Origin of the sequence: Nonomuraea cavernae, assembly GCF_014646355.1 — a bacterium.
GTDB lineage: Bacteria > Actinomycetota > Actinomycetes > Streptosporangiales > Streptosporangiaceae > Nonomuraea > Nonomuraea cavernae.
In genome coordinates this window covers 226755-250706 of the sequence record NZ_BMNH01000004.1, presented here as the reverse complement: position 1 = coordinate 250706, position 23952 = coordinate 226755, and the positions used below count along the sequence as shown (strand labels likewise).

General features: G+C 70.9%; 27 protein-coding genes. 22 read left to right on the top strand and 5 right to left on the bottom strand.

The annotated features are described in order from the left end of the window. Positions 1–128 precede the first annotated feature (128 nt). The 15 genes from IEY82_RS10435 (at position 129) to IEY82_RS10365 (ending at position 14071) form a co-directional block, all read left to right on the top strand. Positions 129–677 carry a MaoC family dehydratase gene (locus IEY82_RS10435; protein WP_225262576.1) on the top strand — a complete coding sequence of 183 codons (549 nt, stop codon included), beginning with the start codon at positions 129–131 and terminating at the stop codon, positions 675–677. Continuing rightward, positions 674–1708, top strand: a complete 1035-nt coding sequence (locus tag IEY82_RS10430) for an LLM class flavin-dependent oxidoreductase (RefSeq protein ID WP_189123826.1) — start codon at positions 674–676, stop codon at positions 1706–1708. The genes IEY82_RS10435 and IEY82_RS10430 overlap by 4 nt, the downstream gene beginning before the upstream one ends. Beyond that, on the top strand, positions 1705–2946 hold the full coding sequence (locus IEY82_RS10425; protein ID WP_189123825.1) for a CaiB/BaiF CoA transferase family protein: 1242 nt from the start codon (positions 1705–1707) through the stop codon (positions 2944–2946). Before IEY82_RS10430 ends, IEY82_RS10425 begins: the two co-directional genes overlap by 4 nt. Beyond that, positions 2943–4316 carry an MmgE/PrpD family protein gene (locus tag IEY82_RS10420; protein ID WP_189123824.1) on the top strand — a complete coding sequence of 458 codons (1374 nt, stop codon included), beginning with the start codon at positions 2943–2945 and terminating at the stop codon, positions 4314–4316. Before IEY82_RS10425 ends, IEY82_RS10420 begins: the two co-directional genes overlap by 4 nt. Then, positions 4313–5527 (top strand): Rid family hydrolase, encoded by a 1215-nt coding sequence (locus tag IEY82_RS10415; RefSeq protein WP_189123823.1) that lies wholly within the window; start codon positions 4313–4315, stop codon positions 5525–5527. The genes IEY82_RS10420 and IEY82_RS10415 overlap by 4 nt, the downstream gene beginning before the upstream one ends. Continuing rightward, positions 5524–6039: an FAS1-like dehydratase domain-containing protein gene (locus IEY82_RS10410; protein ID WP_189123822.1), complete on the top strand. Its 516-nt coding sequence runs from the start codon at positions 5524–5526 to the stop codon at positions 6037–6039. The genes IEY82_RS10415 and IEY82_RS10410 overlap by 4 nt, the downstream gene beginning before the upstream one ends. Next, complete coding sequence (locus IEY82_RS10405) at positions 6036–6518, top strand: MaoC/PaaZ C-terminal domain-containing protein (protein WP_189123821.1); 483 nt, start codon at positions 6036–6038, stop codon at positions 6516–6518. The genes IEY82_RS10410 and IEY82_RS10405 overlap by 4 nt, the downstream gene beginning before the upstream one ends. After that, on the top strand, positions 6515–7663 hold the full coding sequence (locus IEY82_RS10400; RefSeq protein ID WP_189123820.1) for an acetyl-CoA acetyltransferase: 1149 nt from the start codon (positions 6515–6517) through the stop codon (positions 7661–7663). The genes IEY82_RS10405 and IEY82_RS10400 overlap by 4 nt, the downstream gene beginning before the upstream one ends. Further along, positions 7660–8106 carry a Zn-ribbon domain-containing OB-fold protein gene (locus IEY82_RS10395; protein ID WP_225262574.1) on the top strand — a complete coding sequence of 149 codons (447 nt, stop codon included), beginning with the start codon at positions 7660–7662 and terminating at the stop codon, positions 8104–8106. The genes IEY82_RS10400 and IEY82_RS10395 overlap by 4 nt, the downstream gene beginning before the upstream one ends. Then, a complete protein-coding gene (locus IEY82_RS10390; protein ID WP_189123819.1) occupies positions 8107–9267 on the top strand; it encodes an acyl-CoA dehydrogenase family protein in 1161 nt (386 codons plus the stop codon). Continuing rightward, positions 9264–10139, top strand: a complete 876-nt coding sequence (locus IEY82_RS10385; protein WP_189123818.1) for an HpcH/HpaI aldolase/citrate lyase family protein — start codon at positions 9264–9266, stop codon at positions 10137–10139. Before IEY82_RS10390 ends, IEY82_RS10385 begins: the two co-directional genes overlap by 4 nt. A gap of 147 nt (positions 10140–10286) precedes the next feature. Next, positions 10287–11795 (top strand): class I adenylate-forming enzyme family protein, encoded by a 1509-nt coding sequence (locus tag IEY82_RS10380; protein ID WP_189123817.1) that lies wholly within the window; start codon positions 10287–10289, stop codon positions 11793–11795. A 27-nt stretch (positions 11796–11822) separates the two neighbouring features. After that, positions 11823–12353, top strand: a complete 531-nt coding sequence (locus IEY82_RS10375; RefSeq protein WP_189123816.1) for a MaoC/PaaZ C-terminal domain-containing protein — start codon at positions 11823–11825, stop codon at positions 12351–12353. After that, positions 12350–13156, top strand: coding sequence for an enoyl-CoA hydratase/isomerase family protein (locus tag IEY82_RS10370; RefSeq protein ID WP_189123815.1), 807 nt, complete (start codon positions 12350–12352; stop codon positions 13154–13156). The genes IEY82_RS10375 and IEY82_RS10370 overlap by 4 nt, the downstream gene beginning before the upstream one ends. A gap of 12 nt (positions 13157–13168) precedes the next feature. Next, positions 13169–14071 (top strand): TIGR03564 family F420-dependent LLM class oxidoreductase, encoded by a 903-nt coding sequence (locus IEY82_RS10365; RefSeq protein ID WP_189123814.1) that lies wholly within the window; start codon positions 13169–13171, stop codon positions 14069–14071. A 110-nt stretch (positions 14072–14181) separates the two neighbouring features. Here the strand turns inward: IEY82_RS10365 and IEY82_RS10360 are convergent, their stop codons facing one another. Both IEY82_RS10360 and IEY82_RS10355 read right to left on the bottom strand, forming a co-directional pair. Continuing rightward, the gene (locus IEY82_RS10360; protein ID WP_189123813.1) at positions 14182–14805 is read right to left on the bottom strand and encodes a cysteine hydrolase family protein; all 624 of its coding nucleotides are present in this window, start codon (positions 14803–14805) and stop codon (positions 14182–14184) included. Positions 14806–14822: 17 nt separating this feature from the next. Then, positions 14823–15989 carry an acyl-CoA dehydrogenase family protein gene (locus IEY82_RS10355; protein ID WP_189123812.1) on the bottom strand — a complete coding sequence of 389 codons (1167 nt, stop codon included), beginning with the start codon at positions 15987–15989 and terminating at the stop codon, positions 14823–14825. Positions 15990–16167: 178 nt separating this feature from the next. Here IEY82_RS10355 and IEY82_RS10350 point away from each other — a divergent pair, with 178 nt between their 5' ends. The 4 genes from IEY82_RS10350 to IEY82_RS10335 are packed head-to-tail and all read left to right on the top strand — an operon-like array spanning position 16168 to position 19011. Beyond that, positions 16168–17007, top strand: coding sequence for a cupin domain-containing protein (locus IEY82_RS10350; RefSeq protein ID WP_189123811.1), 840 nt, complete (start codon positions 16168–16170; stop codon positions 17005–17007). Further along, positions 17004–17825 (top strand): alpha/beta fold hydrolase, encoded by an 822-nt coding sequence (locus tag IEY82_RS10345; RefSeq protein ID WP_189123810.1) that lies wholly within the window; start codon positions 17004–17006, stop codon positions 17823–17825. Before IEY82_RS10350 ends, IEY82_RS10345 begins: the two co-directional genes overlap by 4 nt. Beyond that, positions 17822–18610: an enoyl-CoA hydratase/isomerase family protein gene (locus IEY82_RS10340; protein WP_189123809.1), complete on the top strand. Its 789-nt coding sequence runs from the start codon at positions 17822–17824 to the stop codon at positions 18608–18610. Before IEY82_RS10345 ends, IEY82_RS10340 begins: the two co-directional genes overlap by 4 nt. Beyond that, on the top strand, positions 18607–19011 hold the full coding sequence (locus IEY82_RS10335) for a hypothetical protein (RefSeq protein ID WP_189123808.1): 405 nt from the start codon (positions 18607–18609) through the stop codon (positions 19009–19011). The genes IEY82_RS10340 and IEY82_RS10335 overlap by 4 nt, the downstream gene beginning before the upstream one ends. A 24-nt stretch (positions 19012–19035) precedes the next feature. Here the strand turns inward: IEY82_RS10335 and IEY82_RS10330 are convergent, their stop codons facing one another. Continuing rightward, a complete protein-coding gene (locus IEY82_RS10330; RefSeq protein ID WP_189123807.1) occupies positions 19036–19557 on the bottom strand; it encodes a MarR family winged helix-turn-helix transcriptional regulator in 522 nt (173 codons plus the stop codon). 70 nt (positions 19558–19627) lie between these two features. Between IEY82_RS10330 and IEY82_RS10325 the strand changes: the two genes are divergently transcribed. The 3 genes from IEY82_RS10325 to IEY82_RS39840 all read left to right on the top strand — a co-directional run bounded on the left by IEY82_RS10325 (position 19628) and on the right by IEY82_RS39840 (position 21670). Continuing rightward, positions 19628–20869 (top strand): FAD-dependent oxidoreductase, encoded by a 1242-nt coding sequence (locus IEY82_RS10325; RefSeq protein WP_189123972.1) that lies wholly within the window; start codon positions 19628–19630, stop codon positions 20867–20869. Beyond that, positions 20866–21468 carry an NAD(P)-dependent oxidoreductase gene (locus IEY82_RS10320; protein WP_189123806.1) on the top strand — a complete coding sequence of 201 codons (603 nt, stop codon included), beginning with the start codon at positions 20866–20868 and terminating at the stop codon, positions 21466–21468. Before IEY82_RS10325 ends, IEY82_RS10320 begins: the two co-directional genes overlap by 4 nt. 70 nt (positions 21469–21538) lie before the next feature. Beyond that, complete coding sequence (locus tag IEY82_RS39840) at positions 21539–21670, top strand: hypothetical protein (RefSeq protein WP_263647805.1); 132 nt, start codon at positions 21539–21541, stop codon at positions 21668–21670. Positions 21671–21736: 66 nt separating this feature from the next. Here IEY82_RS39840 and IEY82_RS10315 read toward each other — a convergent pair whose 3' ends face one another. Further along, positions 21737–22369, bottom strand: coding sequence for a DUF4276 family protein (locus IEY82_RS10315; RefSeq protein ID WP_225262572.1), 633 nt, complete (start codon positions 22367–22369; stop codon positions 21737–21739). Further along, positions 22366–23775 (bottom strand): AAA family ATPase, encoded by a 1410-nt coding sequence (locus IEY82_RS10310; protein ID WP_189123805.1) that lies wholly within the window; start codon positions 23773–23775, stop codon positions 22366–22368. The genes IEY82_RS10315 and IEY82_RS10310 overlap by 4 nt, the downstream gene beginning before the upstream one ends. Between the last annotated feature and the right edge of the window lie 177 nt (positions 23776–23952).

The following is a 23952-nucleotide window of genomic DNA, read 5'->3' as shown; positions in this document are numbered from 1 at the left end:
GGCGTCAAGCGCTTCCAGGCTGGACGAGGTGAAGTGCCCGATTCCAGCACGGGTCAACCCCCGCCGATCCTTGGACAGGGTTGCCTGGCATGCTCTACACTTTATATGTCTGACTTTAACCTTTCAGGGTGCGAAGCGAAGGGAAGCCGATGACGGCCAAGGATGGGTGGAAAGGGCGATTCTTCGAGGACTTCGAGGTGGGTGACGTCTACCGGCATCCTCTCGGCCGCACCGTCACGGAGACCGACAACACCTGGTTCACGCTGCTCACGATGAACACGAACCAGATGCACTTCAACAGCGAGTACGCCGCGCGCTCCGAGTTCGGCAAGCCGCTGGTCGTCTCCACGCTGACCGTGGCCATCGCGGTGGGCCAGAGCGTCACCGACACCACCCAGAACGCGTTCGCCAACCTGGGCTGGGACGACATCAAGATGACGCACCCGGTCTTCGCCGGCGACACCCTCTACAGCGAGTCGCTGGTCCTGGAGAAGCGCGAGTCCAAGAGCCGCCCGCACGCCGGCATCGTCTCCATCCGCACCCGGACCCTCAACCAGGACGGCGACGAGGTGTGCTCCTTCAAGCGCACCTTCTACGTCTACAAGCGGGGCGCCGAGCAGCTGGAGAACATCTTCCCCACGGCGAAGAAGCCCTTCACGGCCGAGGACGACGCGTGAGGATCACCTTCGCCCCGTGGGGTGAGACCCTGGTGGAGCTCATGGACGTGGCCCGCCGAGCCGAGGCCGCCGGCGCCGAGGTCATCTGGGTCCCCGAGCTGCACCGCAGCGCGACCGTGGCGGCGGCCGCGCTGGCCACGGTCACCAGCCGGGCCCGGATCGGCACCGCCATCGCGCTCGCGTTCACCCGCAGTCCCATGATCACCGCGCTGGAGGCGCTGGACGTCGACGAGCTGTCCGGCGGGCGCTTCGTCCTCGGCCTCGGCACCGGCGTGCAGCGGCTGAACGAGGACTGGCACAACGTCCGCTTCGGCAAGCCGGTCGGCCACATGCGCGAGGCGGTGCGCAACATCCGCCACTTCTGGGAGAAATGCGCAACAGGCGAGCAGATCGACCTGCCCGGCGAGTACGAGCCGATGCGCATCCGCGGCTACGAGCGGCCCTTCGGCGTCCAGCGCACGGACATCCCGATCTACCTGGCCGCGATGGGGCCGGCGATGACCCGGCTGTCCGGGGCCATCGGCGACGGCTGGATCAGCCACGAGCTCTGCTCGCCGCGCTACCTGAGCGAGCGGATCCTGCCCGAGCTGGAGACCGGGATCGCCGGCGTGCCGGGCAAGAAGCGGGAGGACGTCGACGTCGTCGTCTCCGCCTGCTGCTCCGTCTCCAAGGACCGGAGCACGGCCGTGCGCCGCGTGACGGGCCTGGTCGGGTTCTACGCGAGCGTCCGCACCTACGCCGACTTCTTCGCCTTCCACGGCCTGGCCGACCAGCAGCAGGCCGTCATCGACGCGTTCCGCCAGGGCAAGGGCGCCGAATACCTCGCCGACTCCGTGTCCGTCGAGATGGTCGACGCGCTCACCATGGCGGGCGACCGCGACCAGGTGGCCGAGCGCATCGCGGCGTACGAGGGCAAGGCCGACTCGGTCAAGCTGAGCCCGCCCACCCACGGGCTCACCACCGCCGAGACGCGCGCGGCACAGGACGAGCTCCTGTCCCTCATGGCAGACCTCACAGGGAGCGGTTCATGAAACCACTGGAAGACGTCCGGATCATCGCCGTCGAGCAGTACGGCGCCGGACCGTTCGGCAGCGTCCACCTCGCGGACCTGGGCGCCGAGGTCATCAAGATCGAGGACCCGCGGGTGGGCGGCGACGTCGGCCGCTACGTCCCGCCGTACGGTGAGGAGGAGGACTCCCTCTTCTTCGAGACCTTCAACCGCAACAAGCGCAGCCTGTCGCTCGACCTGTCGACGCCGGCCGGCCGCAAGGTCTTCGAGGACCTGGTGAAGGTCTCCGACGTGGTCTACTCCAACCTGCGCGGCGACGTGCCCAAGAAGATCGGCATCACCTACGACGATCTCAAGCACCTCAACCCGGCCATCGTCTGCTGCTCGCTCACCGGGTTCGGGATGACCGGCCCGAGGAGCAAGGAGCCGGGCTACGACTACATCCTGCAGGGCCTGGCCGGCTGGATGGACCTGACCGGCGAGCCCGACGGGCCGCCCGCCAAGTCGGGGCTGTCGCTGGTCGACTACTCGGGCGGGTTCGTCGCCGCCATCGCGCTGCTGGCCGGGCTGCACGCGGCCCGCCGCGACGGCGTCGGCATGGACTGCGACGTCAGCCTGTACGACACGGCCATCGGGCTGCTGACCTACCCGGCGACCTGGCACCTGAACGCCGGGTTCACCCCGGTCCGCACCCGGCACTCGGCGCACCCCTCGCTGGTGCCGTTCCAGGCGTTCGAGGCGAGCGACGGCTGGCTGGTGGTCGGCTGCGCGAAGGAGAAGTTCTGGGCCCGGCTCGCCAAGGTCGTGGGCCACCCCGAGTGGGCCGAGCCCGGCTCCCGGTTCGGCTCGTTCGCCGACCGGCAGCGCAACAGCGCCGAGCTGCTCCCGCTGCTGGAGGAGATCTTCACGCGGCGCACCGTGGCCGAGTGGCTGGAGGTGCTCTACGCGGCCGCGATCCCCTGCGGCCCGATCAACGACGTGGCCCAGGCCATGGAGGAGGAGCACACCAAGGCGCGCGGCCTGCGGGTGACGACCGAGCACCCGCGCTTCGGCACGGTCGAGCAGATCGCCTCCCCCGTGCGGGTCGGCGACCAGCCGCCGTCCTACCGCCGGGCGCCGCTCCGCAACGAGGACTTCGAGCTGGTGGTGCGCGACATCGCCGGCTACGACGAGGCGACGGTCCGCGAGCTGGCCGCGCAGGGCGCGTTCGGCGACCCCGGCACGGTGCCCGGCGTCGAGGCGGAGGCGTCCGCGCGATGATCGCACGGGAGCTGGCGGTGTGGGGGCTCGGGGTCACCGAGATCCCCGAGCCGGTGCGCCGGGCAGCCGTCCGGCACCTGCTCGACGGGTTCGGCACCGCGCTCGGCGCCTACCGCACCGGGGCCGCGACGCCCGCGATCGAGGTGGCGCGCGGACTCGGCGGACCGCCCGAGGCGGCGATCCTGGGCACCGGCGAGCTGCTCTCGGCGCCCGCCGCCGCGCTGGCCAACGGCACGCTCGTGCACGCCCTCGACTTCGACGACACGCACGCGGGCGGGCTCGTGCACGCCACCGCCGTCGTGCTGCCGGCCGCGTTCGCCGTGGGCCAGCAGGTCGGCGCGACGGGCCGCGAGGTGCTGACCGCGGCCGTGGTCGGCTACGAGACCGTCTGCCGGGTGGCCGCCGCCGCTCCGCACGGCTTCCACGCCCGCGGACTGCACGCCACCATGGTCGCCGGCGTCTTCTCCTCGGCCCTGGTCACCGCGCGGCTGCTCGGCCTCGACGCCGAACGGGCGGTCGCCGCGCTGGGCATCGCGGGCAGCCAGGCGGGCGGCCTGCTGGCCTTCCTCGGCACCGGGGCGTCGACCAAGCAGCTGCATCCGGGGTTCGCCTCGCAGGCGGGCATCATCGCGGCCCGCCTGGCCGCGGCCGGCGCGACCGGGCCCGAGACGGTCTTCGACGGCCCGCACGGCGTCTTCGACACGCTCTCGGCCGCACCGGCCGACCTGCCGTCGATCGTCGCCGGCCTCGGCGAGAGCTGGGAGACCACCCGGATCGGGATCAAGCCGTACGCCGCCTGCCAGCTCTCGCACGCGACCGTGGGCGCGACGCTGGAGGCGATGGCGCGCGAGCCGTTCGGCCCCGGCGACGTCGCCGGGATCCGTGCCCAGGTCCACCCCGACTCGGCCTCGGTGGTCTGCGACACCTCCCGTGACCTGACCCGCCCGGCCAGCCCGTACGCCGCCAAGTTCTCGCTCCCGTGGACCGTGGCGGCGCTGGTGACCGACGGCGGGCTGAGCCTCGGCACGTTCGAGACCGGCTCCATCGCCCGGCCCGAGGTGAGCGAGCTGGCCGCCCGGGTCCGCTGGGACGTGACCGACTTCCCCGGCGTCGTCGCCGCCGACGCCCCGGGCCGCGTCACCGTCACGCTCAAGGACGGTCGCGAGGTGACCGGGGCCGTCCGGCGCAGCGAGGGCGGCGGCGACAACCCGCTCAGCCGCGCCTCCCTGATCGCCAAGTTCGAGGGCAACGCGGGCGGCCCGGCGACCGAGCTGGTCGAAACGATCGAGTCGCTCGACCAGCAGCCGGACGCCGCCGCGGTCATGCGTGCCGCGGCCGGCTTCATTCACAGCAGGCAGGAGTTCAGATGACGTTGCGAGCGATCAAACCCGCCGAGTTCCCCTGGTTCCCGTACGAGGGGTTCACCTTCTGCCTCGGCCTGACCGAGGACGGCGTGGCCTGGTCCTCCGGCCACACGGCCGCCGCGCACGACGCGGCCGTCGGCAAGATGACCGTCTCGGGCACCATGGAGCAACAGGCGCGCATCGCCTACCGCAAGGTGCTGACCATCATCGAGGCCGCCGGGCTCGGCCCGGACGACGTCGTGCACGTGACGGAGAACGTCACGGTCGCCGGGCTGGCCGACTACGCGGCGGCCGCGGCCGTGCGCGAGGAGGTCTTCGGCGCGCACCGGCCGACGGTCACGACGGTGGTCGTCGAACGCCTGGTGCGCTCGGCCGCCCTGCTGGAGGTCGAGCTGCACGCGATGCCCGGCGGCGGCGCGGAGCTGCTGGCGGCCAGTGAGCCGCGCGAGGCCGGCACGTGGGTGTCGTCGCCGGTGCGCGAGGGCCACGACGGCACGGTGCACCTGCCGACCATGGTGCCGATCGACGCCTCGGGCGACGTGGTGAGCCCCGGCGACTTCGCCGGCCAGTACGCCTACTGCCTGGACCGGGCCGACGCGCTGCTGCGCGAGGCCGGGCTGTCGCTCGACAACGCGGTCACCACGTACGACTACTCGACCCCGGCGACGCGCGAGGTCTACCGCAAGAGCCACCGGGTGCGCAAGGAGCGGCTCGGCGGCGCGGGCGTCTACCCGGGCGCCGGCGGCATCCTGATGAGCCGCCTGCACCACCCGGAGGCGCTGGTCGCGATCGACGTGACGGCGTCGCGGCATCCGCTGGAGCTGGTCAACCCGGGCTGGTCCCGCTACGACACCCTCACCTACGCGCCCGGTGTCCGGGCCGGCCGGACCCTGTTCATGTCGGGGTTCGCGGCGCTCGACATGGAGACCCAGCAGGCGCTGCACCCGGGCGACCTGCGGGCCCAGGCCGAGGAGACCTACGGCGCGATCCTGCACCTGCTCACCCACGCCGGGCTCGGCCCGGCCGACCTGCTGTCGACGATCGAGTTCTGCGTCGAGTCGGCGCTGCCCGACTACCGCGTGGTCGCTCCGGTGCGCGAGCGGCTGCTGTCGCCGCCGTGGCCGGCCTCGACCGGGGCCATCTGCAAGGAGCTGCTGCGGCCGGAGTTCCTGCTTGAGGTGTTCCCGACCGCGCTCTACCCGGAGGAGGCGTCATGACGCTGCTCACCGATGACATCCGGGCGCTCGTCGGCCGCAGGAAGGTCTACACCGCGCCCGAGGAGTTCGGCGCCGCGTCGGGCCGCTACTTCGGCCTCGCGATCGGCGACCATAACCCGCTCTACTCCGACCCGGAGTACGCCCGGGCGCAGGGCCTGTCCGGCGTGACCGCGCCGCCGACCCTGATCTGCGAGACCAACCAGTACGCCAACCTGCCGTTGACGCCCGACGGCGACGCGGGTCACAACTGGGGCATCGAGATCGCCGGCACCCGCAAGGTGCGCGGCGGCAACTCCTACACCTTCCACCGCCGGATCCGTCCCGAGGACGTCATCACGGCGACCTGGGAGATCGCGGACGCGACCGAGAAGACCACCCGGTCCGGCTCGGAGATGCTGATCATCACCTCGCGGGCCACGTACACCGACCAGCACGGCGAGGTGCTCGCGGAGAACGAGGAGACCATCATTTTCGTTTCGCTGGAACCAGGGGCATCGGGAGCCGGGGCATGACGTACGAAGCCGGACAGGAGCTCCCCCCGCTCGAACGCCGGATCGGGCTGGCCGACATGATCGCCTACGCGGGGGCCACCTGGGACTGGTACCGCCTGCACTACGACCCCGAGTTCGTCGCGAGGCAGAAGCTCCCGGCGCCGGTCGTCGACGGGCAGGTGTTCGGCGCGCTGCTGGTCGAGCAGATCCAGGACTGGCTGGGCCCGCGGTGCTTCGTGCACAAGCTGGACTTCTCCTTCAAGGCGCTGGTCTTCGCCGAGGAGACCGTCCGCTGCGAGGGCACGGTGACCGAGGTGGGCGACGACTACCTGGTGCTGGAGCAGCGGGTGGTCGTGGTCGGCGCCGACGGCGGCGTGGACCGGGTCGCCGCCGGGCCCGCGCACGCCAGGGTGCTGCTCGGCACGCCGGACGGGCCGGGCGCGACGTCCGGCACGCACTCCGGCACGCACTCGGCTTCAGGTGAGGCGGGGGCGAAGTGAGCACAGGTGTCGCCATCGTCGGCGCCGCCGAGTGCGACCTCGGCGTCACCGGCAAGTCGATCCTCGGGCTGCAGGCGCAGGCGGTCGGCCGGGCGCTCGCCGACGCGGGCTTGAGCCTGCGCGACGTCGACGGCCTCGCCACGACCGGCGTCTCCCGGTTCTCGGCGACCCAGCTGGCCGACTACTTCGGGCTGCGGCCGCGCTGGACCGACTCGACGTTCGCGGGCGGCTCGGCGTTCGAGATGTTCGTGGCCCGCGCCACCCAGGCGATCCAGGCCGGCCAGGCCGAGACGGTCGTCATCAGCTTCGCCTCCAACCAGCGCTCGGCCCGTTCGCGCTCGCTCGGCGGCGTGGTCGAGGAGCACACGCCGGAGGCGCAGTTCGAGACCCCGTACGGCCCGCTCTACCCGCTCTCCTACTACGCGATGGCCGCGCAGCGCTACCTGCACGACTTCGGCGGCACGCACGAGGAGCTGGCCGAGATCGCGGTCGCGGCGCGCGAGTGGGCGCTGCTGAATCCGGCCGCCTTCCGCTACGGCACGCGCCCGCTGACCGCGGCGGAAGTGGTCGGCGCCAAGCCGATCTCCAGCCCGCTGACCGCGCTGGACTGCTGCCTGGTCACCGACGGCGGCGGCGCGATCGTGCTGACCACCCTGGAACGGGCCCGCGACCTGCGGAAGAAGCCGGTCGAGATCCTCGGCTACGGCGAGCGCACCACCAACACCTCCATGACCGCCGTGCCCGACCTGACCGTGACCGGCGCCGTCGGCTCCGGGGCGGACGCGTTCGGCCGGGCGGGGGTGACCCCGGCCGACATCGACGTGGTCCAGGTGTACGACTCGTTCACGATCACGGTGGCGCTGACGCTGGAGGCGCTGGGCTTCTGCGGCCGGGGCGAGGCGCTCGGCTGGATCGCGGACGGGCGGATCCGTCCCGGCGGCGACCTCCCGCTCAACACCTCGGGCGGCGGCCTGTCCTACTGCCACCCGGGCCAGCTCGGCATCCTGCTGCTGATCGAGGCGGTGGCGCAACTACGCGGCGAGGCGGGAGCCCGCCAGGTTCCGGGCGCGCGGCTCGCGCTCGCCCACGGCACGGGAGGCATCCTGTCCACGCACGCCACGGTGGTGCTGGGGGTGGAGGCGTGAACCCGCCCGAGGTCCCGGCGCCCGACGAGATCACCGCGCCCTGGTGGGAGGCCACCCGGGAGCACCGGCTGCTGGTGCAGACCTGCGTCCGCTGCGCCGGAGCGCAGCATCCGCCGCGGGCGCTGTGCGTCCACTGCGGGCACGACGCCCTGGGCTGGTCCGGCTCGTCCGGGCTGGGCGTCGTCGACTCCTTCACGGTCGTGCACCGCGCGCCCCGGCCGGAGCTGGAGGTCCCGTACGTCATCGCCCGCGTCCGTCTGGCGGAGGGCGTCATCCTCCTCACCCGGCTCGAAGGCCGCGACCCCGGCGCGTGGGCCATCGACGACCCGGTCCGGGCCACCTGGGTGGACCTCGACGACGGCCGCGCCCTGCCGGTGTTCGTCCCCGCCGGCCCTTCACCCACGACGGAGCCCGAGCCGGCTCCGGAGCAGAGAGGCAGCTAAGTGGATTTCCAGTTCAACGAGGACCAGCGTGAGTTCCGCGCGCTGCTGCGCGAGTTCGTCGACCGCGAGATCATCCCGGTGGCCCGCGACTGGGAGCACTCCGGTCGCTACCCGACCGAGATCGTCGACGGCATGCGGGAGATGGGCCTGTTCGGGATCACCATCCCGGAGGAGTACGGCGGTCTCGACCTCGACCCGGTCTCGTTCGCGCTGGTCTTCGAGGAGATCGCGCGCGGCTGGATGGGCATCGCCGGCATCCTGGGCAGCCACTCACTGGCCTGCCGGATGATCGCGATGCGCGGCACCGAGGAGCAGAAGCGTAAGTACCTGCCCGACCTCGCCGCCGGCGTGCGCCGCACCGGCATCGGCCTGACCGAGCCCGACGCGGGCACCGACCTGCAGGGCATCCGTACGACGGCGCGGCTCGACGGCGACCACTACGTGGTCAACGGCACGAAGACGTGGATCACCAACGCCCGCTACGCCGACCCGCTGCCGGTCCTGGTCAAGACCGACCCGACCACCACCCCGGCGCACAAGGGCATGAGCATCCTGCTGGTGGAGTCGTCCCTGGACGGCTACGAGGTCACCAAGGACCTGCCGAAGCTCGGCTACAAGGGCACCGAGTCGTGCGAGATCGTGCTCGACAACGTCCGCGTGCCCAAGGAGAACCTGCTCGGCGGGGTCGAGGGCAAGGGCCTGCAGCACGCGCTCTCGGCGCTGGAGTGGGGCCGGGTGAACATCGCCGCCCGCTCGGTCGGCATCGCCCAGCGCGCCCACGACGAGGCGTTCGCCTACGCCAAGCAGCGCAAGGCGTTCAAGCAGCCCATCTCCGACTTCCAGGCGATCCAGCTCAAGCTGGGCAACCTGTCGACGCAGATCCAGGCCGCGCGGCTGATGGCGTACTGGGCGGCTGACGCGGTCCGCGCGGGCCGGGCCGACGGCGCGACGGGCATGGCGAAGATCTTCTGCTCGGAGGTCGCGCTGGAGGCGTCGATCGACGCGATGAAGATCCACGGCGGCTACGGCTACTCCACCGAGTACGAGGTCGAGCGGCTCTACCGCGACGCGATCCTGATGAGCATCGGCGAGGGCACCAACGACATCCTGCGCACCGTGGTGGCGAAGTCGGTGCTCAGCGGCGAGACGGTGGTGCGGTGAGCCTCGCCGGAGCGCTGCCGCGCAGCTACCTGTTCGTCCCCGGCGACGCCCCGGACAAGCTCGCCAAGGCCCTGGGGCGCGGCGCCGACGCGCTGATCGTCGACCTGGAGGACGCCGTACCACCGGAGGGCAAGGAGGCGGCCCGGCGCGCCGTCGTCGCCTGGCTGCGCTCGGGCCTGGACACGGGCGGCGCCCAGCTCTGGGTCCGGGTCAACAGCGGCCACCTGCGGGTGCCGGACGTACGCGAGCTGGCCGGCATCCCCGCGCTGACCGGGCTGGTGCTGGCCAAGGCGGAGGACGCGGCCGACGTGACGACCGTCGCCGAGCTGCTCGCCGCCTCGGGCGACGACGACACCCTGGTGATGCCGCTGCTGGAGACCGCGGGGTCGATCCTGGACGCCCGGGAGATCGCCCGCGCTCCCCGGGTGCACCGGCTGCAGATCGGCGAGGTGGACCTCACGGCCGACGCCGGGCTGCTGCCCGGACCGGACGAGGCGGAGCTGGCCTGGCCGCGGAGCATGGTCGTGCTGGCCAGCGCGGCGGCCGGGATCGACCCGCCGGTCGGGCCGGTCTCGCGGCTCACCAGCGATCCGGAGGCTCTGACGCTGTCCACCGAGCGGGTGCGCAGGCAGGGCTTCGTCGGGCGGGCGTGCATCCATCCCGCGCAGCTGCCGATCGTGCACCAGGTCTTCACGCCGTCCGCCGCGGAGATCGCCGAGGCGCGGGAGGTGCTGGCCGCCTTCGACCGGGCCTCGGCCGCCGGCTCGGGCGTGGTCCTCGACTCCCAGGGCCGCATGCTGGACGCCGCGGTGATCCGGCTGGCCCGCCGGACGCTCGGCACCGCGTCCGGCGAGTCCATCTCGACGAAATAGATCTGACATATCCGGACCATAGTCTTTCACCGCCAAGCACTAGCCATTTGAGGCTAGCTAAGCCGAAAGATCAGACGATAACCTGGCGGCGGCGGGTCAGGGCTCGTGGCCCAAGAGGAACAGGAGTGGCAGGCAGCAATGGCGGACATGAACATTGCCAGCGGGATCCGCGAGTTCGCGATCAGCACACCGGGTGCCACAGCGGTGGTCGACGGTGACAGGCGGCTGACCTTCGCCGAGCTCGACGATCGCAGCAACCGGGTCGCCACCCTGCTGGTGGACGCCGGGCTCGAGCCGGGCGACCGCGTCGCCGTGCTGTGCGGCAACCGGATGGAGTACGTCGAGATCGCCGCGGCCGCCGGTAAGGCGGGTGTCGCCATGGTGCCGCTCAACCCGCGCGGCACCGCGCAGGAGCACGCCTCCCTGATCTCCCGGTCCGGCGCGCGGGGCCTGATCGCCGACGACGCGTTCGAGGCCAACGTGCCCGAGATGGCGGAGATCCTGCCGCTCGCCCTGTCCCTCGGCAAGCAGGACTGGGGGCGACCGTACGAGCAGGCCCTGGCGGGCGCCCGCGCGGTCGACCCGAAGGTCCGGGTCAGCGAGACCTCCCCGTTCTGCGTGCAGTACACCTCCGGCACGACCGGCCTGCCCAAGGGCGCGCTGCTCACCCACCGCTCCCGGGTCCTCACCATGCTGGGCTGCGCCGTCGACTTCGGCCTCGGGCCGGGCAAGCGCACCGCGGCGGTCGCCCCGATGGCGCTCGGCGCCGGGTTCGCCTTCGCCTACGCGGGCCCTTTCATGGGCGGCCAGACGTCCATGCTGCGCCGCTGGGACCCCGAGCAGCTCCTGTCCATGATCGAGCGCGACCGGCTGCAGACCATCTTCCTGGTGCCGACCCACGCGATGACGCTGCGCCAGGTGATGGAGGGGTCGTCCCGGAAGTACGACCTGTCCAGCCTGGAGACCCTCTACTTCAACGCCGCCGCCCTGCCGGTGCCGCTGAAGGAGTGGGTCGTCGAGACGTTCCCGCATGTCGGGGTGCACGAGCTCTACGGTTCGACCGAGGCCGGCATCGTGTCCAACCTGCGGCCCGCCGACGCGCTGCGCAAGGCCGGCACAGTGGGTCACCCCTGGTTCATGACCGAGGTCAAGCTGCTCGACGAGGACGGCCGGGAGGTGCCGGCCGGCGAGCCGGGCGAGCTGTTCGGCCGCTCGCCGTACAACATGATCGGCTACCTCGACGACCCCGAGGCCACCGCCGAGGCGATCCGGCCCGACGGCTTCCTCACCTCGGGTGACGTGGCCGTGCGCGACGAGGAGGGGTTCATCCGCCTGGTCGACCGCAAGAAGGACATGATCATCTCCGGGGCGGCCAACATCTACCCCCGCGAGGTCGAGAACGTGCTCCAGACCTGCGAGGAGGTCGCCGAGGCGGCCGTGGTGGGGCTGCCCGACGAGACCTGGGGCGAGCGCGTGGCGGCGTTCGTCGTGCCCCGGGAGGGCCACGACGTCGACTTCGACGCCCTCGACGCGACCGTGCGCGAGCACCTGGCCGCCTACAAGGCGCCGAAGGAGTGGCGGACCGTCGACGAGCTGCCCAGGAACGCCAACGGCAAGATTCTCAAGCGGGTTCTGCGCGACACGTACAAGAGCTGACACCCACCCCCAAGCCGGGAGGAACCCATGACCGCCGACCTGACCGGCTCACTGCGACCGGTGCTCCCCGTCGCTTTCGCGAAGGGCGCCCGGTTGCGCACTCCGGGACGGACCCTGACCGACGGCGACTTCTCCGCGATCATCAACGCGACCTGGGAGAACGGCCCGCTCCACACCGACGACCAGTACATGACCGCCACCTCGTTCGGCCGCCGGATCCTCGGCGGCCCCTGCCTGGTCGCGATCACCGCCGGGCTCACCTCGAACACGATGTACGCGAGCTGGGCCGCCGCCGGAGTCGACTGCCACGCGGCGCTCGGCATCGACGAGGTCCGCTACCTGGCTCCCGTCCACGTGGGCGACACGATCACCGTGGAGATCGAGGTGACCCGGTTCGAGCCGACGACCGGCGGCTCAGCCCTGTTCGGCGAGGTCCAGGACGTGCTGCGCAACCAGGACGGCACCGCGGTGCTCCGGATGCGCCGCGGCTACCTGCTCAAGCCCATCGAGGAGCCCGTCGAGGAGCCGGTCGAGAAGCCGGCGGAGGAGCCCGCGTGAGCGTGCCCGTCGAGGAGTCGCCCTTCACCACGCTCCGGGTCAGCCGCGAGGACCGGGTCCTGCTCGTGGTGATGGACCGGCCCGAGGTGCTCAACGCCTACGACGGGCGGATGGTGGCCGAGCTGCGCGCGGTCTGGCGAGCCTTCCGCGACGACGACCGCCTGCGGGTCGCCGTGCTGACGGGCGCCGGCGACCGCGGCTTCTCCACCGGCCTCGACGTCGACGACACCCTCGCGACCGGCGTGGCCAGCCCCTCGCTCGACGAGGACGGCCGGGTCGCGATCACCCACCGCGACCTCAGGGTGAACAAGCCCGTCGTCGTCGCCGTCAACGGCTTCTGCTGCGCCGGTGGCTGGCACTTCGTCAACGACGCCGACATCGTGCTCTGCTCCGACAACGCCACCTTCTTCGACACGCACGTCGACGTCGGGCTGGCCAACCCGGTGGAGGCGGTCGGGCTGCTCAGCCGGCTGCCGCTGACCGAGGTGCTGCGCATGGTGGTGAGCGGACGCTCCTACCGGCTGGGCGCCGAGCGGGCCCGCGAGCTGGGCCTGGTCACCGAGGTGCTGCCACGGGCGGAGCTGACCGCCCGCGCCATGGAGATCGCCCAGACCGTGGCCCGCCACCCCTCCGGCCTGCTGGCGAGCAGCCTGGAGACCATCTGGACGGCGGTCGACGACCAGCGGGCCCGGGCCGAGGCGCTCGGCCTGGCCCTGCTCGCCCGCGCCTCCACCGACGCCGCGCGGCGTGGGTCGCTGGTCGCCTTCCGCGAGCCAGGTCCCGGCTTGTCGTCCCCGTCCTGAGAGAGGCACGCCTTGGACATCGGAATCTTCGGCCACGTCGAGAGCATCGACCAGATCACCGCCGACCTGCGCTCGGCCGCCGCCGACGGCATCGCGAGCTACTGGCTCACCCAGGCGTTCGGCACCGACACGCTCAACGTGATCGGCGCGGTCGCCCGCGACCTGCCCGGCCTGCGCGTCGGCACGGCGGTGGTGCCGGTCCACCCTCGCCACCCGATGGCGCTCGCCCAGCAGGCGCTGACCACCAACCTGCTGGTCGGCGGGCGGCTGACCCTGGGCATCGGCCCGTCGCACCCCAACGTGGTGGAGTCGTGCTGGGGCCTGTCGTACGAGCGTCCAGCCCGCTACATGCGCGAGTACCTGCAGGCGCTGACCGGCGCGCTGACCCAGAAGGTGCGGTTCAGGGGCGAGGTGCTGACGGCCCGCGGCGACCTGGACATCCCTGGCGCCCCGATCCCCCGGGTGCTGGTGGCCGCGCTCGGCCCCAAGATGCTGGAGATCACCGGCACGCTGGCCGACGGCACCGTGACCTGGATGGTCGGCCCGCGCACCCTCAAGGAGCTGACCATCCCGACGATCAGGGCGGCCGCCGCGGCCGCCGGCCGTCCCGATCCCGAGATCGTGGTGCCGCTGCCGGTCTGCGTCACCCGCGACCCGGCCGCCGCCCGCGCGCTCGCGGAGCAGAACCTCCGCTGGTACGGCGGGCTGCCGTCCTACCGGGCCATGCTCGACCGGGAAGGCCACGAGACGCCGGGCCAGATGGCCGTCATCGGCGACGCCGACAGCGTGGCCGCCGAGATCGAGAGCCTGGCCGGGCTCGGGGTGACCACGTTCGCCGCGAACATCTTCGGCGACGAGGACGAGCAGGCGGCGACGCGTGAGCTGATCGCCCGCCTGGCCGCCGCCCGCCGGTAGCCCGCGCACCCGGAACGGGCCGTCCTGGAGGGGGCGGCCCGTTCAGGTCCGACGGCAGCCCGCGCAGGCGGAACCGGCCCTCCTGAGGTGGGGCCCGTTCGTCGAGCCACTCAGCCCTCGGCGGGCTCCGGAGCGGCCCAGGCGCGCAGCACCTCGTCCACCGAGTTCACCCAGCCGAAGGTGAAGCCGATGGTGGTGAGGGCGTGCTCGTGCCGGGCCGGGTCGAACTCGGCGGTCGCGTCGCGGATCACGTGCGCGAGGTAGTCGCGCTGGCCGGCGTCCCTGGCCGTGGTCTCGACGCAGATGTTCGTGGTCACGCCGGCGATGACCAGCGACCGGATGCCGAGCGAGGTGAGGATCGGCTCCAGGCGGGTGCCGTAGAACGAGCTCGGCCGCGCCTTGTCGATGACGATGTCGCCGGGGGCGGGTGCCAGCTCGTCGATGATCTCCGCGTCCCAGGAGCCGGCGGCCAGCGAGTTGACCTCCTTCATCGCGGGCACGAGGACCGTGGGGAGCAGTCCGGCGTCGGTGTAGTCGGGGTGGTAGACGTAGCGGGTGTAGATGACCGGCACGCCTGCCTCGTGGGCGGCCTCGATCAGCGTCTTGCAGCCCGCCACCGCCGGGCGGAGTTCCTGGTACGGCATGCCGATCGCGGCCATCGAGCCCTTGGCCTCGATGAAGCCGTTCTGCATGTCGACGACCAGCAGTGCCGTGTTCTCGCGGGTGATGTCCACCGGGTCTCCTGTCAGGGTCAGTAACTTCTCGGCAGGCCCATGGACTCACCGAGGATGTTGCGGATCATGTCGTTGCTCACCGGGCTGAACAGCTGCAGCCGCGCGTCCCGGAAGTACATCTGCATCGCCGACTCCTCGGCCAGGCCGGACGCCGCCATCGCCCGCATGCCGCGGTCGACGATCCGCGCGGTGGACTCGGCGGCGACGAGCTTGGCCATGGCCGACATCTCCAGCGACGGCTCGCCGGCCTCGATGGACCGGACCGCCGCGTCGACCAGCGCCCGCGAGGCCGTGAGGTCGGCGATGGAGTCGGCGGCGGCGTGCTGCAGCGCCTGGAAGGCGCCGATCGGCCGCCCGAACGCCTCCCGCTCCTTGAGGTGCGACACGTGCAGGTCGAGCGCCGCCCGTCCGATGCCCAGGCTCAGCCCGGCGGCGAGCACCCGCTCCACGTCCAGCGTCTTGCCGAGGATCGACATCGCCCGCCCGCGTGCGCCGACGAGGTTGTCCAGCGGGGCCACCGCGTCGTCCAGGAAGATCTCGCAGGTCCCGGCGGCGCGCATGCCGGCCAGGTGGACCCGGCGGACGGTGACACCTTCCTGGTCGAGGGGGACCGCGATCAGGCTGAGGCCCCGGGACCTCCGGCCTTCCTCGGCCGGGTCCGTACGGCACAGCACGAAGGCGACCTCGGCCTCGTGGGCGAGCGAGATCCACAGCTTCTGTCCCTTGACGACCCACCGGTCGCCGTCCACCCGGGCCGAGGTGCGCAGGCCCAGCAGGTCGGTGCCGACGTCGGGCTCGCTCAGCCCGAACGCGCAGACCTTCGCGCCGGAGGCGATCTCGGGCATCCAGCCGGCCACCGGCGAGCCGGCCCCGTCGCCCAGCATCCGCATCGCCATGCCGCAGACCACGTAGTCGACGGCCAGGCTGGGCAGCACGCGGGCGATCTCCTCCACGACGGCCACGGCGTCGCCGACGGTGCCGCCCGAGCCGCCCGAGGTCTCGTCACCGCCGAGGCCGAGCAGCCCCGCCTCGCCCAGCGCCGCCCAGGCCGCCGAGGCGAACGCCCCCTCACGATCCACCGCGAGCGCCCGGTCGGCGGGCAGGTGCCTGCCGAGGAGGGATTCCACCAGCTCGCGCAGGTCCGCCCGTTCGGGCGACTCCTGGAATGGCCTCGTGTTGAGCACGTCCCCTCCTTTTCAGCAAAAATCTGATGTATGTGCTACAGAATGTCAAGGGCTACCGTCTCCTGGCTAGACCACTGATGAGATGGTTTCAGCTGGAGCCTTCCACCCATTGACAGGCCCGCGTCAGCCGACGATATCGTTACGTCTGACATATACGGGTGCAGAGAGGGGCGCGCAGATGGCGGGCGAGGTGACGATCGTCGACGGCTCGACCCTTCCCTGGGTGAACGGCCGCGCGGTCTACGACTCGATGGAGCCGGCCTTCCGGGACAACCTCGGAGACCCGGACCGGGTCCTGGACCTGTTCTCCCGCTACTGGATGCGGTCGCTCTGGCTCGATCCGGCGACCTCCCGCCGCATCGACCACGTCCGGACCGAGCCGGGCTACCGCGACCTGTGCGAGGCGTACCACGACAGCGTGGAGGAGGCCCTGTTCCTCGGCGGCGACGCCACGCTCAGCGCCGAGGGCGACTTCCAGGCCGGCGACTACTTCTGGCGTCCGCCGGGCTGGGTGCACGCCGCCGTGTCCGACCAGGGCTTCGAGTGCGTCCTGATGATGGAGGGCGAGGCGCCCGCCGAAGCCAGCGGCCGGGTCTCCCGGGTGATCCGCCCCGACGAGGAGGCGGGTCACAACCCCCTCGCCGACGACGGCGACCCGATCGGGCCGCGCGGCTACGTACGCCGGATGGAGAGCCGCTTCATGGTGTGGCGCGACCACGACGACTCGGTGACCCGGCTCACCACCGCGGACGGCCCGGCCCTGAAGTCCAAGACGCTGAGCCACAACGCCTTCTCCGGCAGCGCCTCCGTGCTCGTCCAGGTGCCGCCCGCGTGGACCGGCACGGTCGCCGCCACCGGCCGTGAACGGTTCCTCATCCTCACGGAGGGCTCCCTCACCGCCGGTGACGCGACGCTGGAGCCGTGCTCCCTCGTGCACATCCCGCCCGGCGCGCCCGGCCCCTCGATCGACAGCGCCGGCGGCGCCACTCTCCTCGTCAAGGTGGGATCACCGCGATGAGGACGATCGGCGGCTACGCCGACACCGAGTGGGGCCAGGTCCACTACCGGCGCAACGGCGAGTCCGGCCCGTGGATCGGCCTGTTCCACGAGTCCCCGCTCTCGTCCCGCGTCTACGAGGCCGTGCTGCCGCTGCTCGGACGGCACGCGCGCGCCGTCGCCTTCGACACGCCCGGCTACGGCGCGTCCGATCCGCCGCCCAGCCGTCACACTGAGATCCCCGACTACGCCCGCGTGCTGGCCCAGGCCGCCGCGCGCATCGGGATGGAACGCCCCGTGCTCGGCGGTGTGCACACGGGCGCGTCCCTGGCGATCGAGACGGCGGCCGCGCTGCCCGGCGGCGTCTGCGGCCTGGTGCTGAGCGGCGTCGCGCTGCTCGACGACGCGGAACGCGCCGCCTACCTGTCCCGGTGGACCCCCGAGGTGCCCTTCGACGACCACGGCGCCCAGTTCGGCTGGGGCGTCGAGCGCTACCGCCGCATCTGGGGCGCGGACGTGCCTCCGGAGCTGCTGCACCTGGCCGTGGTCGAGCTGATGCGCACCCACGACCGCTACGACTGGGCCTACCAGGCGGCCTTCCGGCACGACCCGGCCGCCTCGCTCGCGGCCGAGCCGGCGCCGGTGCTGCTGCTCGACGCGGAGTTCGACCTGCTCGCCGACAAGGACCCGCGCGCGCTGGAGCTGGCCCGCGACGCCCGCCTCCTCACCCTGGCCGGCCTGCCCGGCCAGCCCCATCTGCGCGTCCCCGACAGGTACGCCGCCGAGATCCTGGCGTTCGCCCGCGAGATCACGCCCGAGGAAAGGGAGCCGCTTTCATGACCACCGTCGAGACGCACGTGACCGGCACGGTCATGAAGGTCACCCTCAACGGCCCGGACCGGCTGAACAGCCTCTCCCCCGAGGTCATCGACGGCCTGCACGCCGCCCTCGACGCCGCCGAGCGGGACACGTCTCTCAGGTCGATCGTGATCACCGGCGTCGGCAAGGCCTTCTGCGTCGGCATGGACATCGGCTTCCTCGGCGAGTGCTTCGGGGATCCGCCCGGCGTGTTCGTGCCGTTCATCCGCAGGTTTCACGGGTTCCTCGACCGGCTGGAGGCGTTCCCCCTGCCCTCGGTCGCGGCCGTCAACGGCCTGGCCCGCGCGGGCGGCTTCGAGCTGCTGCTGGCCTGCGACTTCGTGGTGGCCGCCGACGAGGCGCGGGTCGGCGACACGCACAGCGACTTCGGCATCATCCCCGGGGCCGGCGCCTCCCAGCGCGCCCCGCGCAAGCTGGGCGACCAGCGGGCCCGCGCGCTGCTGCTCACCGGCCGCTGGCTGACCGGCCCGGAGATGGTCGACTGGGGGCTCGCCCTGGCCAGCGCCCCGTCGGCCGGCCTGGACGACGCGGTCGCCCGCCTCACGGACTCGCTGGCCGGCCGATCCCGTACGGTCACCGCGACCATCAAGCACCTCCTGAACGCGGCCCCCGACCTGCCGCTGACCGAGGGCCTGCGCCTGGAGCGCGAGCTGTTCACCCGCTTCCACGAGGAGGTCGCCGACGCCGACGAGGGCTACCGGGCCTACGTGGAGAAGCGCGAGCCGGTCTGGGGCGACCCCCGATGAGCGAGACGTTCAGCACGCCGTCCGTGGAAGTGACCCAGCCCCTCATCGACGGGCTCGTCGGCCTCGGCGGCTACACCCATCCGCTGTTCAACCCGGCCGCCGGCGAGCTGTCGCAGGGCATCCGCGCCCCGATGCCCGGCCAGGGGGTGCTGCTGCTGGCGGGCGGGCTGGTCGAGCAGTCGGGCCTGCTGGACGACGCGATCGCGCTGGTCGAGCTGCGCGAGGTGCGCTTCCTGAAAATGCTCAGAGCGGGCACCACGCTGCGCGTCGACCTCACGCCCGGCGAGTCCGGCCAGACCCGCAGCGGGAAGATCCTCCGGCACTACCGGTGGTCGGCGGTCGACGGCCACGGCGACCAGATCCTGGAGGCCACCGCCGTCATGCTCCTGCGCGCCCCCTGACCACCGACGCGCCCCACCCCTCGATCATCGGCGAGGCCGGCCGGGCTGGTCGTGACCGCCCGACTGGCGGCGGCGCAGCTCGGCGGCCTCGGACTCCATGATGTCGGCCAGGCCGGTCACGAAGGTCACGATGGCCGAAAGCTGATCCTCGCTGAAGGAGGAGGTCAGATCGGCCACGCGGTGCGTGAGGCCGGTGAAGCTCTCCGCCAGTTCGCGATCGCGCCCGGGGTCCGCGATCGGGTGAACCAGGGTGCGGCGCCCATCCGAGGGGTCGGGCCTGCGGGCGACCAGGCCTGCTCGTTCGAGCCGGCCGAGAAGCTGCGCCATGGCGGCCGAGGACATGCCGGTCTGCTGGGCGAGCCGGGTGGGGTTGGCCGGGCCGGTGCGCAGCAGCAGCTCCAGGCATCGCCAGTCGGTCACGTTGATGCCCAGCTGCTCGGCGACGGCCGTGTGGAACAGGACCACGCCGGTGCCCAGCCGGCCGCCCAGCTCGCGCCCGAGGCGCGCCAGTGCCTGCTCGGTGCTCACCTGCGCCCTCTCCGTCACGGGGTTGACTTTACTCCACGATATAGCTAATTCTTTTTAGCTAAAAGAGTTAGTTATCAGGAGGCTCAGCATGTCCTTACGTGTCCTCGTCGCCGGTGGCGGCATCGGCGGGCTCTGCCTGGCGCAGGGCCTGCGTCAGGCGGGCATCGACGTCGTCGTCTTCGAACGCGCGCCTTCCCCGGCCGCCTTCCGGGAGGGCTACCGCCTGCACATCAGCCCGGAAGGCAGCCGCGCCCTGCACACCTGCCTGAGCGCCGACCTCTTCGCGACCGTCCAGGCGACCTCGGGCCGTCCGCCCAGGGCCATGAGCTTCCTGACCGAGCGTCTGGCCGAGTTGCTCTCCGTCGAGGTACTCCCCGACCAGGCCGAGCCCGACCCGATAGCCGCGCACCGCTCGGTCAACCGCTACACGCTCAGGCAGATCCTGCTCTCCGGCCTCGACGACGCCATGCACTTCGGCAAGGAGTGCACGGGCTACGAACGGCACGACGACGACAAGGTCACCCTTCGGTTCGCCGACGGCACCACCGCTGACGGGACCGTGGTGATCGGCGCCGAAGGCGGGCACTCGGCCGTGCGCGCACAGCTCCTGCCGCACGCCGGACGTCAGGAGACAGGCATGGTCTCCATCGGCGGTCGCCTGCCGCTCACCGGCGAGACGGCCTCCCTGCTCCCGCCGCACCTCGCGCGCGGTCCCGCCTCCATCCTCGCCCCGCACGGCCTCAGCCTGTTCATCGCCACCCATCAGGCCGTCGTGTCCGACCGGCACCGCCACCTCGCGCCGGCCGACGCGGGTGATCAGATCGTCTGGGGGTTCACCGGTCCGCGCGACCGCTTGCCCATCGCCCACCGCTCGCACCAGGACCTGCGCCGGCTGGTGCTGGACCACCTGCACGGATGGGACCGGCGGCTGCGCTCGCTCGTGGAGCAGTCGGACCCGGCCACCGTCAACGCCACCCTCCTGCGCACGGCCGTTCCGATCGAAGCCTGGTCACCCAGCAACGTGACCGTGCTCGGAGACGCCATCCACAGCATGCCGCCCTCCCTGGGAATGGGCGCCAACATCGCGCTTCGCGATGCCGAGGTCCTCACCCAGAAGCTGGCGGCCGTACACGATGGGCGCCTTGCGCTGGTGCGGGCCATCGGCGAGTACGAGCGGGAGATGCGCGGGTACGGCTTCGCCGCCGTCAGTGCCTCCAACCGGGCCCTCCGCCAGTCGGCGATGACCAACCCGTTCGCCTTCGCCGCGACCAAGGCGGCGATGCGGCTGCTGAACGTCCTCCCCCCGGTCAAGAAGCGGATCTTCCGATGAGGATCGTCGTCTTCGGGAGCACGGGCCGGACCGGCCGCCTCGTGGTGAGCCGAGCGGCTCGCCTGGAACACCAGGTCGTCGCCTTCACCCGCGGCACACCGCCGCCCGACGGCGCGTCACGGGTGGTGATCGGTGATCCGCACGACCCGCGAGCCGTGCGGGAGGCCGTGGCCGGAGCCGATGCGGTGATCTCCACGTTGCCCGGCGGCGACCGCCGGGCGCCGCGCTTCGTCGCCGACGCGACCCGGACGATCGTCACCGCCATGTCCGACCTCGGTGTCCGGCGCGTGGTGGTCACCAGCGCGTATCCCATCGTCGCCGACCGTCCCCGGCCGGCGGTGGGGTTGCTGCGCCTGCTGCTGGCCACGCCCTACGCCGACGTGGCCGCGATGGAGCGGATCGTGTCGTCCAGCGATCTGGACTGGACGATCCTCCGGCTCAACCGCCTCACCGACGGTCCTGCCACCGGCGAACCCCAGGTCACCCGCGAGCTGTTCGCCCGTCCGCGCGCCCTTTCCCGCGCGGACGCCGCCGCCCTGCTCCTCCAGGCCGTCCAGACTCCTGACCTGATCCGCACGGCGGTCAACATCAGCGGTTGAGCCAGGCTGCTCCACCGCCCCGGCCCGGCGCTGGCACCGTCCGGCCTTCAGCGACGGTGTGCGCCGGCTGGTGAGCGTCCCCTCCGGCAAGGCTCTGTCCATCGGCAAAGAGTTCGCCGGTAAACGCCCGCCGACGGCGTTCATCCTCTACGGCCCTTACACCGGCTCAGCCGACCAGCGCGTCACTCTCGTGAACGACTGAGCCGCCAGGGCGTTTAGGGCTGCGGTGGGCTCGAACCGGACCTCACGCCACAGTCCTGAAAGTACGTTAGTCGGAAGCCTGCCGCAGGCCCGAGAGAAGATCCGCGTTGAAATCAGCCCAGGATGGGACTTCGCAGATGACCCCTGAAGGATCGATGCGGTCCAGCAATTGACGACGATGCTCTGGAAACCGCTTCTTGAATTTTTCCAGCTTCCTCCCGGACAGTCCAGAGGCGAGAGCGAGCTTCTCGGCAAGCACGGCTTTGGGGTCCGGAATCGACTCCACAGATCTAGGCTTGGGCAAGCCGAGGCTCATCCGACCGTTTGGATTCCCGGCGACCTGCCGCAGGTTGCGCTCGTCCAGCATCAGCCACGCCTCAGTCATGCGTATCGGAATCACTCCAGCAAAAGGAATGCCTGGCATTACCTCCGCAACGGCCGTTTCGATCTCACGCAGGCGACACTCTCGGCCATCGCGGTCCGCATCACGATGAACTATCACGAGTTCGTACGCCCCGCCTATCTCCTTAATCATCTCCAGTTTGGACTTGGTGGTCCTTCGCCGGGACGGAGGAAGCCTTTCCATCATCGGATCCGTGATGACCACGTCCAACCCGTTCTCGATGGCTATGCGCCGGACGTGAGTCGTGATCCCACTGTCACTGGTCCCTTCGCCAAGGAACAGGATGCGCAAGCTCACGAAATCTCCAAGGTGAGCTGGGCTCCGGGTGGGGCCGTCAAATAGGGAAGGATATCGGCCTTGGTGACCGCCCTGCGCCTCGCGTCTCTGTCATCGCGCCAGGTCCCGGCGAGCGGCCGCAACTGGAGTGCACGCGCCATTGTGCCATCTGGCGCCCGTCGAATATCCGCCTCCGCAAAGAGAAGGTCCTGAGGATCCACGAGTTGCACCACCGCAGGTGAGTGCGTGTTTACGATCACCTGCCGGAATGGATTATCTTCCCCGGGGGCCTCATGGGCATCAACCGCCAGATCCTGCACCAACTGTACCATTGCGTTCAGATTGGCTGGATGTATACCGTTCTCGGGCTCTTCCATGCACAGCAGACCTTCAACTGAAGGATCTTCAAGAAGAACACACAACGCAAGAAACCGAAGTGTCCCTTCGGACAGACTTCTGGCGGGCAGGGCAAGTCCCCCAGACTCGACAAGTTTCACGGTGAAGAGCTCGCGAACATCATCTTGTTCGACTTCGAGCTCCCTCACGTCAATACCCGATAGATCAGCCAGCCGACCGGCGACTCTCGCGTAGATCCGCTCGGGATCGCCCGCCGCGTAGGCTATACGGAAAAGAGTCGCCGCGAGGTGGCGGCCAGTTGGATCCATCTGGCGCGGATCGACATAACGATCTGCGGTTCGCAGCGCAGAGGGCTCCAGTGCCAGGCGACGCCAGGACTGCATCTCCCTCCGTGCAGCCAGAACCGTAGGATCATCACTACTCGTGACAGTGCTCACGACCGTCGCGGGAGCCCGGGAAGCAGCGGCGGGTTTTGGCTGCCCCCGGCTTCCGCCATCCTGATGGATGCTGATGATCGGCTGACCGTCGGCATCTTTTGTCGTCGAGATGAACGCGGTGCCCGCTCGACGACCATGCAGGACGGCTTTACGGAAATGGCCAGCGTTATGTTTGAAGCGCAGCCTATCAGCTGCGTCGCCGAGCTTGATATGCCGAAGGCTCTCTGCAAGGAGGCTAAGGCGTCCGATCTTTTCGATACCCGCCGGAGGGACGTACCCGAGCTCCAATTCGTAACGGAGAAAAGTGATCGCAGGTTTCGCCGGACGGCCGAAATCGTCCTCGACCTCGCCGGGAACGATCATTTCTGCCGCGAACCGCATTGTGTGATCAGCTCGAGAGTATCCGTTCCAGAATAGGTCGCGGGGATCGCCAAAGCGCTCACCGTGCACGCCACGGACCTCCTGGGCAGCCTCGATCAGCGACCTATCTGCCAGAAGACCTAGAAATTGAATGACATCGAAAATATTCGACTTTCCAGTGCCGTTGACACCTGCGATGCATGTGAAGGGGCCGAGATCCACCTCAAAATCAAGAAGGTTCTTGAATCCGTCAGCTTCCAGTCTCGTGAGCATAAGAGCCTTTCTACGCGATCCATGGTAGCGGCGGCATCAGGGTTGGTCCGGCCATCAGCCCCGATCGGGGCTGATGATGTTCTCGGATGTCGAAGTGAAGGCAAGGAGGATCCCCAGGTCACAGGTTGACCGCGTAGGTGGCGTGGATCCTGACGTGCCGCAGGGTCCGCCGAGGAA

Bases quoted from the DNA above. Each gene is read 5' to 3' on its own strand.
- IEY82_RS10425 (WP_189123825.1), top strand. From the start codon at position 1,705: ATGAAACCACTGGAAGACGTCCGGATCATCGCCGTCGAGCAGTACGGC.
- IEY82_RS10420 (WP_189123824.1), top strand. From the start codon at position 2,943: ATGATCGCACGGGAGCTGGCGGTGTGGGGGCTCGGGGTCACCGAGATC.
- IEY82_RS10415 (WP_189123823.1), top strand. From the start codon at position 4,313: ATGACGTTGCGAGCGATCAAACCCGCCGAGTTCCCCTGGTTCCCGTAC.
- IEY82_RS10410 (WP_189123822.1), top strand. From the start codon at position 5,524: ATGACGCTGCTCACCGATGACATCCGGGCGCTCGTCGGCCGCAGGAAG.
- IEY82_RS10405 (WP_189123821.1), top strand. From the start codon at position 6,036: ATGACGTACGAAGCCGGACAGGAGCTCCCCCCGCTCGAACGCCGGATC.
- IEY82_RS10380 (WP_189123817.1), top strand. From the start codon at position 10,287: ATGAACATTGCCAGCGGGATCCGCGAGTTCGCGATCAGCACACCGGGT.
- IEY82_RS10375 (WP_189123816.1), top strand. From the start codon at position 11,823: ATGACCGCCGACCTGACCGGCTCACTGCGACCGGTGCTCCCCGTCGCT.
- IEY82_RS10350 (WP_189123811.1), top strand. From the start codon at position 16,168: ATGGCGGGCGAGGTGACGATCGTCGACGGCTCGACCCTTCCCTGGGTG.
- IEY82_RS10345 (WP_189123810.1), top strand. From the start codon at position 17,004: ATGAGGACGATCGGCGGCTACGCCGACACCGAGTGGGGCCAGGTCCAC.
- IEY82_RS10340 (WP_189123809.1), top strand. From the start codon at position 17,822: ATGACCACCGTCGAGACGCACGTGACCGGCACGGTCATGAAGGTCACC.
- IEY82_RS10335 (WP_189123808.1), top strand. From the start codon at position 18,607: ATGAGCGAGACGTTCAGCACGCCGTCCGTGGAAGTGACCCAGCCCCTC.
- IEY82_RS10325 (WP_189123972.1), top strand. From the start codon at position 19,628: ATGTCCTTACGTGTCCTCGTCGCCGGTGGCGGCATCGGCGGGCTCTGC.
- IEY82_RS10320 (WP_189123806.1), top strand. From the start codon at position 20,866: ATGAGGATCGTCGTCTTCGGGAGCACGGGCCGGACCGGCCGCCTCGTG.
- IEY82_RS10310 (WP_189123805.1), bottom strand. From the start codon at position 23,775: ATGCTCACGAGACTGGAAGCTGACGGATTCAAGAACCTTCTTGATTTT.